Annotated in this window: 6 protein-coding genes and 2 pseudogenes; 3 read left to right on the top strand and 5 right to left on the bottom strand. The window is 67.1% G+C overall.

The window, feature by feature from the left end; genetic code table 11:
* The first annotated feature begins 470 nt into the window (after window positions 1-470).
* Entirely contained in the window at window positions 471-2282 is a 1812-nt protein-coding gene (locus ACTMTI_RS56295) for a hypothetical protein (protein ID WP_441129305.1), read from the top strand.
* 1081 nt (window positions 2283-3363) lie between these two features.
* Here the strand turns inward: ACTMTI_RS56295 and ACTMTI_RS56290 are convergent.
* Complete coding sequence (locus tag ACTMTI_RS56290) at window positions 3364-3711, bottom strand: hypothetical protein (protein WP_441129304.1); 348 nt, start codon at window positions 3709-3711, stop codon at window positions 3364-3366.
* A gap of 51 nt (window positions 3712-3762) precedes the next feature.
* On the opposite strand from ACTMTI_RS56290, the gene ACTMTI_RS56285 reads away from it, so the two are divergent.
* Together ACTMTI_RS56285 and ACTMTI_RS56280 are read left to right on the top strand one after the other, a co-directional pair.
* On the top strand, window positions 3763-4581 hold the full coding sequence (locus ACTMTI_RS56285; protein WP_441129303.1) for a MurR/RpiR family transcriptional regulator: 819 nt from the start codon (window positions 3763-3765) through the stop codon (window positions 4579-4581).
* A 14-nt stretch (window positions 4582-4595) separates the two neighbouring features.
* Window positions 4596-5426, top strand: coding sequence for an aldo/keto reductase (locus ACTMTI_RS56280; protein WP_441129302.1), 831 nt, complete (start codon window positions 4596-4598; stop codon window positions 5424-5426).
* Between the two features lie 106 nt (window positions 5427-5532).
* Here ACTMTI_RS56280 and ACTMTI_RS56275 read toward each other — a convergent pair whose 3' ends face one another.
* The 4 genes and pseudogenes from ACTMTI_RS56275 to ACTMTI_RS56260 all read right to left on the bottom strand — a co-directional run.
* Window positions 5533-5760: a hypothetical protein gene (locus ACTMTI_RS56275; RefSeq protein ID WP_441129301.1), complete on the bottom strand. Its 228-nt coding sequence runs from the start codon at window positions 5758-5760 to the stop codon at window positions 5533-5535.
* A gap of 458 nt (window positions 5761-6218) precedes the next feature.
* The gene (locus ACTMTI_RS56270; protein WP_441129306.1) at window positions 6219-6401 is read right to left on the bottom strand and encodes a helix-turn-helix domain-containing protein; all 183 of its coding nucleotides are present in this window, start codon (window positions 6399-6401) and stop codon (window positions 6219-6221) included.
* Window positions 6402-6425: 24 nt separating this feature from the next.
* A pseudogene (locus ACTMTI_RS56265) lies at window positions 6426-6785 on the bottom strand (recombinase family protein); the annotation flags it as partial.
* A gap of 137 nt (window positions 6786-6922) precedes the next feature.
* Window positions 6923-7131: pseudogene (locus tag ACTMTI_RS56260) on the bottom strand (tyrosine-type recombinase/integrase); the annotation flags it as partial.

Below are 7131 nucleotides of genomic sequence, written 5' to 3'. Positions count from 1 at the left end.
GAGCGGCTGAACGGGCCGGGCTGGGGGAGGCCGGCATCCGGCCGCACAGCCTGCGCGCCGGTGGCGCGACCGGCGCCCTCGTCGAGCGCTTCCTTCTGCTCGACGTCGACCGATCCTCGGCCGGGTCCAGGTTGGCGGCGGCCAGGCGGCGAAGGCCGCCAGCTTCCGACCCTCCGAGAAGCATTGTTTGCCCATCTGATCAGGGGTGCCGAACAATTCGGGCGCCACGATCCTGGTGGCACAGGAACCTCGGGCTCCTTTTCGAGGAGGCCCGCGGCAGCGCGGGCGCGGCTTTGGAGCGCGTCCTGTAGCGCCCGGACGCCAACATCGGCGGCGGCGGCTTCGGCCGCCGCACCAATCAGCATCACCGTTCGCTCGTCCCCACAGGCAACCGCAGGTCTCGGGCCTTCCATCAAGCTGCGCAGATTCATGGCGATGCTAAAGATCCCGAGGCCAGAAGGAGAACAGCCATGACACGATCGACCCGCTTATTATCCCTCGTCACGACACTCTCCACTGTCCTGATCCTCGGTGGAGCACCGCCGGCCCTCGGCGTCTCAGCCGCCCCTGCACATGCAGAAGCCGCTACCGACCCGGCACCGCTCAACCTCGAAAAGTCCGGCCAGTTCCACACAGCCCGCGTCCGGCTGGCAAACGACGTCAAGGTCGGAGCGAACGCCACGACAGCAGTGCAGGTCGCCGGTGTCAATGGTCTGCCCGCTACCGACCTGGCGTCTGTGGCGGTCAACGTCAGCGCCAAGGGCGACTGGTTCAATAACGGCTCACTGAAGATCTACCCCACCGGGACACCCGAGCCGAACACGACCGCGCTCAGTTACAACGCGGCCTTCTATCTGCCCAACATGGTGACGGCCATGGTCGGCGCCGATGGCAAGATCAACGTCCACAACCTGAGCGACCAGCCAGTCAAGTTCTACCTGGACGTCCACGGCTACACTCTGGCCGAGGAGCAGCCCTCGGTCACCAAGGGCAGCACGTATGTGCCGCTCAACCCCGCTGTGATCCTGGACAACCAGCCGGTCGCCGCCGGCGGCAACTACGAGCTCCAGCCCCTGGGCCAGGCCGGCGTGCCGGAAGAGTACGTCGACGCGGTCGCACTGAACGTCTCCACACTCAGCCCCAGGGACAGCGGCACCCTGCGGGTCTATCCCGCAGGCGACGGTTTCCCGCTCGACGCCACGATCGACTACGTCCCCAACCGCAAGCTCCAGAACTCCGTCATTGCCAAGGTCGGCACCGACGGCAAGATCAACGTCCACAACCTGAGCATGGGCGCCACCAACGTGTGGGTCGAGGTCACCGGCTACTTCGCCACGGCGGGCACGGTTCCCGAGCACTTGGCATTGAACGCGGTGCAGCCTGCGCGGGTGGCCAGCGATGTCTCGATCGCGGCAGGCGGCGAGCATACGCTGGCACTGCGAGAAGTCGGCGGCGTCCCCATCGACGCTGACGGCGTCGGCATCAACCTCACGACTAAGAGCGCCTCAGGTGCGGGCGCGCTCCAGGTGTATCCGGCCGACGCGACTAACCCCGGCGGCCAGATCGTGAACTATCAAGCGGGCAACCAGATGAGCGGGTTCACCTTCGCCAAGCTTGGCACTGACGGCAAGGTAATTATCCGCAACGCCGGATCCGCCACCACCACGGTGTCGGTGGATGTGTACTCCTACACGCAGCTGGTTCCCGAGGTCGAACCCGACGACGACGTCATGGGTGAGAACGGCGGAACATACCTGACCAACGTCACCGAGGCCACCGCCGATGCCTGCAAGGACGCCAGTGAGGCGGCCGATACCAGCCTCGGCGACAACTGCGTCACCGGCACCGAACTGACGGTCGGCCCCGCAGAGGAAGGTGAAGGTCCCATGGTGGTCGACGGCAAGCAGCTCGCCGCAGCGGGCGCCTGGAAGTACCGCAGCGTCAAGGCGACCTCCTGCTGGTCCTCTGGCAAGCCGGTGTGGGGCGGCGGCCGGGGTTGGAAGTGCGGTGTCGCCAAGGCGTCCGTGGCCGGGTCGTTTAAGTACAACGGCAAAGCCATCTACGTGAGCTGGGTGGACTGCAACTACTCCGACAACAGCCTGGCCGAGGTCGACATCAGCTGGTGCGGTCACTGGAACAACGGCGCAGGCGCGTACCCCGGCCGTCCCCGCTATATGAACATTGGGCTAAATGCGACAGTGCGCTACTTCAGGCACCGTCGTCTGCCCTTCTACATCCGGATCGATGGCTGGCCCAGCGGCAAGGTCTCCCTCCGAGGCTGACCTTCAGTGCGGACCGTTCATGAGGCGGCTGGACTGAAGTCGACGAGCTCCCGTCTGATCATCGCGATCAGACGGGAGCTTGCCCGGCTGACCAGCCATGGGCCGACCAACTCGACGAAGAGCGGATGGCCGCCTTCCTCAGCGCCCGGCGTGAGGCCGGGCAGCGGTGGGCCCCGGGACCGCGAAGGTTCGCATGAACTCGGAACACTCCACCAAGGGCTCGTGCGTGCGCTCCGAGGCGTGACGAAGGCCGTCGCGCATGGGAGATCAGTCTGCGGGCCGGGTGGGGCTGCCAATTTTCTGATCCTCGGATTCGTCCCTGCCAGGCCCTCATGGATTTCTGGTGGCGGTGCCCATCGTTATCTTGATTGTTGCCCTGTTCTCGCAGGTCACCGAGAAATGATCTTTTCCTTCACATGTGGCACGTTGATTGAGCTTCACAGCATGTTGCGTCGAACGCGAGGCTGGCGATGGCGGTGAAGGCCATCGGGACGGCCACCGCTCACGTACGACGCGCCGGCGGTCGAGGCCTCTTCTTACGCCCTTCAGGTCGCCCGTTGCGCCCCTCCCGCCCGGTTCGCGGGTTGACGGGGTACGGGGACTATTTCCTCAGAGAACAACGCCGATCGTTATCTGGGGTCCTCAAGCGAAGTAGCTGGTCAACGGCTTGAAGGTCGTTAAGGCACGTAACGCAAGTAGTCCGCTCACGTCTGCAGCTCCGGTTGATCATCGAGGCGGCCGTCAGCAGCGATTCCCTCTGTAGCGATCAGGCGACTACTGGTATGCAGGTGTCGGGGCGGGTTCGGTTTCAGAGGGGATCCCGAGCCCGCGAATGCGCGGGCGTTGTGCCACCGACGGAACCGCCGAACACCCGCGTCCCTCTGCCCCGTGACAACGGCTATGGCGCGCCATCAGCGGTGGCGGAGAAGATCCGCCTCGCTTCGCAGGCGCAGGCGCACTTCGAGACGACCGGTGACGTCGACTACGTGCCTGGGTCAGCATCACCGAGCTGCGCGACGCTCGCCGATGTTCGCCGCCATCTCGCGTCGCCTCCGCTGGGCCTGATCATGAACTAAAGCAGTCAGCCGGAGCGGCTGGGGCCGGCGATAACTTTGAGCTGCAGATCCCGATCCTCGTCGTTGTCGGGCAGGCTGAGGGTGACCGTGTAGCCGGCCATGGCGAGGATGTCAGCGAACGCCTTGAGCGTGGCGTTCACCACGTCGAGCTCGAAGCGTGCCATCGGGTGGTCTGTGTCGAGGCCGATGAGCATGGCCTCAAAGAGGCACCAGCCCACATGGATTGATCGGGTGTCACGGGTCAAGGAGAAGCCGCTGACGTTCTCGTCCGCGTGAGGGAACCCGGCAGCGGTCAGCAGTTCGACAAGGTCATGTTCTAACTGGTCCAGATCGGCAGCGGTCGTATCGGCCACGGCCGCGACCCTACCAAGAGACGGAATTTGATTCCTTGATATTGTCCATGGATGAAACAGAATTCTCTCGGTGCGACCGTGCGGGCGAGACTCTCCGGGCTGCACGACGCCGAGGCGCGGGTCGCGCACGTGGTGCTTGACCAGGGCGCCCAGCTCGTCCACCTGAGCGTCAGCGACGTGGCCAGGCTGGCCGGCACGTCGGCGTCCACCGTCGTGCGGTCGTGCCGGAGGCTGGGGTTCGGCGGTTACCAGGAGCTGAAGATCGCTGCCGCCCGTGAGGCGCCGCCGGAGCCACGAGACGAGCTCGACCCGCTGACCGCCACCGTCCGGGCGGCGCAGGAAGCGCTCGGCGGGCTCCCTGCCACGCTCTCGCGCACCGACCTGCGCTCCGCCGCCGAAGCGCTCAGCGGGGCCGATCGGGTGCTGATGGCGGCCACCGGCCTGTCCGGCGCGATCGCCGTCGACGCCGCCTACCGGCTGCGAGCCCTGGGCCTGCCGGTGGACCTGCCGCCCGACCCGCTCACCGCACACCTGGCCGCCGAGCTGCTGCCACAGCGGTCCGTCTGCCTGGCGATCAGCCACAGCGGGGCCACCCGCACCACCGTCGAGACCGCCCGCCGCGCCCGTGCCGCTGGGGCGAAGGTCGTGACGATCACCAGCTACGCCGACTCGCCGCTGACGGAGGAGAGCACGTGGGTGCTCCTCGGCGGCGGGCAGGACCTCGTCTTCGGGATGGAGGCGGTGGCCAGCCGTCTCGCCCACCTCACCATCGTCGACACGCTGTCCATGATCCTGCTCGGGCTGGGCGGCGGCAGGGCCGAACGGGCGGTGTCGGCCTCCGCCGAGGTCACCGCCGACCACAGCTATTGAGAGGACGACCCCCATTGATCAGTCAGAGTTTCGACATCGCGGGTGAGCTGCGGGTGCGGCGGCTGGGGTACGGCACCGGGATGCTGACCGGGCTCGGCTACTGGGGACCACGTCTGGAGCCCGAAGAGGCCGTGACCGTGCTGCGTCGCGCCGTGGAACGCGGAGTGACGCTCATCGACACGGCCGACAACTACGGCCCGGACATCGCAGAAGAGCTGGTGGCGCAGGCGCTGCACCCGTACCCGGACGATCTGGTGGTGGCGACGAAGGGCGGCGTCGTCCGTACCGGGCCCAACCTCTGGCACATCGACGGACGGCCAGAGCGGCTGCGCGTCATGTGCGAGGCGAGCCTGCGCCGGCTCAAGACCGAGACCATCGACCTCTACCAACTCCACCGGATCGACCCGGACGTGCCGCTGGCCGACCAACTCGGCACGCTGGCCGAACTGCGGGCCGAGGGCAAGATCCGGCACATCGGGCTCGACACGGTCACCGCGCAGGAACTGGAACGGGCCCTGGAAATCACACCGATCTCCTCGGTGCAGAACCGCTTCAACCTGCTGGATCGCGAGTCCACGCCAGTGCTGGAGATGTGCCAGGAGCGAGGGCTCGCATTCTTGCCATGGTTCCCGCTGGGCAACGGCGCGCTGGCCCGGTCCGACCTGCCGGAGGTCGCCCGGCGCCACGGGGCCACTCCCGCGCAGGTGGCGCTGGCGTGGCTGCTCCACCGTTCGCCGGTCATCCTGCCCACGCCCGGCACAGGGTCGCTCGCCCACCTGGAAGAGAACCTGAACGCGGCCGCTATCGAGCTCACCCCGGACGATCTGGTCGCCCTCGACCTTTGACCGTTCAGCCGGGCCTGCTCGCCGTCCCCACCGACCACATCGCCGGCGGCATCGCGATGGTGGCCGAGCAGAAGGCCACATTTGGAACGCGGCCTGGCCGTACGTACTAGACGACGCCACGGTGGCGCGGGTGAAGACGGTGTTCACCCAGACCACCGCCGTCAACGAGTTGTGCGCCGGGCAGGGCCGCCGCTGGGCGCCAGCCCGGCCTGACCGCGGACCAGCGGCGCGGGGTCGAGTGCTGCCAGGCGCTGGTCGAGCAGATCACCAGCGAGACCAACGCCGCGCTGGCCATCGCCCACCAGCTCGCCGGCGCCACCATCGAGACCTTCATGGCCAAGAGCAATCTTGAGGTCGGCATTGAGACCCTGCTGCGCGGCGGCAAGCCCTAGACCGTAGGGCCGCGCTTAAGTAGATTCCCGGGGCGTCGAGCATGACCGTCAGGATCTCGGCGCCACGACACCGACTCATCGGCGGCCACCGCTCGTTCAGCCCGGTAGTGCCGCTCGACCGCGCCTGACCTGCCCAATATGCCGTACGGACCCCCAGATACTGTGCGTCAAGTAGCCGCTCACGCTACTTGAAGTACTTGGCGTACGACTGAGAGTCACCAAAGATAACACCTGCTACCGGTAGGCCCCGGGCGTTTCGTCCGGGGCCGCGGGTCTGCTAGGGCCTGTTGGGGGTCAGCCCACATAAGCCCAAAACCCACCTTGAGTGGATCATGAACACTGTTTCCGCTGATCGGCGGCCGACGAAGCCCTTGAGAGGAATCTGAAGGTCTCGGTTCGCTTACGGTGAGGACTCCGGGGTGTACGCGTCCCCCAGGGCCTCGTAGGCGGTGGAGCGGCCGATCTTCAAGGTGCGGGCGGCCTCGGTGACGCTGACCCCGTCGTCGACCAGGCGGCGCAGCGTGGCCAGTTCAGCGGGGCCGATAGCGCGCGGCCGGCCGGTCTTCTTCTTGCCGGGCAGCATGGCGCCGGTGGCTTCGCGGCGTTTGGCGGCGGCGATGCCCTCGGCCTGCCGCTCGGCGCGCAGCTCCAGTTCGTACTCCGCGGCCGCGGCCAGGACCGCGAACATGAACCGGCCCTCCTTGCTGTCCAGATCGAAGTTCTCGGTCAGGGACACGACCTTCACGCCGCGCTCGCGCAGCTCGTTGACTGTGGTCAGCACGTGCCCGGCCGAGCGGCCCCACCGATCGGACTTCCAGAACTTGAGGGTGTCTCCGGCCTGCGGGCGTGACAGCAGCACCTCCCACTCGGGCCGGGCGACCCCGCGCTTGCCGGACTCCTTCTCCATCACCAGCTCGTCGTAGCCGCTGGCCGCCAGGGCGTCGAGCTGGAGCTGCGGATTCTGATCATTGGGTCGAGACTCTCGCGTACGCCCAGACGGTCATCAAGGCCACCTCCGGCGGCGTCCAGAAACGTTTACCTTTCTGGACACCGTAGCGACCAGCACCGATACCGTCCAGAAACCCCCGTCCAAAAACGGCGGCGCTACAGGCCGGTGCCGTTCATGGGGTTGTGCGCCCATCGGTCGATACCGCGGATGTAGCCCAGCACGGTGCGAGATCCGTCGCGCCAACGACCGTGACGGCCGATCACCAATGGGTCCGCGCCACCGAGGTAGGCGCCGGTCGCGCCACCGGCGCGCAGGCTGTGCGGCCGGATGCCGGCCTCCCCCAGCCCGGCCCGTTCAGCCGCTC

Source organism: Nonomuraea sp. H19, from assembly GCF_052068215.1.
Taxonomy (GTDB): Bacteria; Actinomycetota; Actinomycetes; order Streptosporangiales; family Streptosporangiaceae; genus Nonomuraea.
Note: the sequence above shows the minus strand (reverse complement) of the source record. Positions and strands in the feature narration are given on the sequence as shown.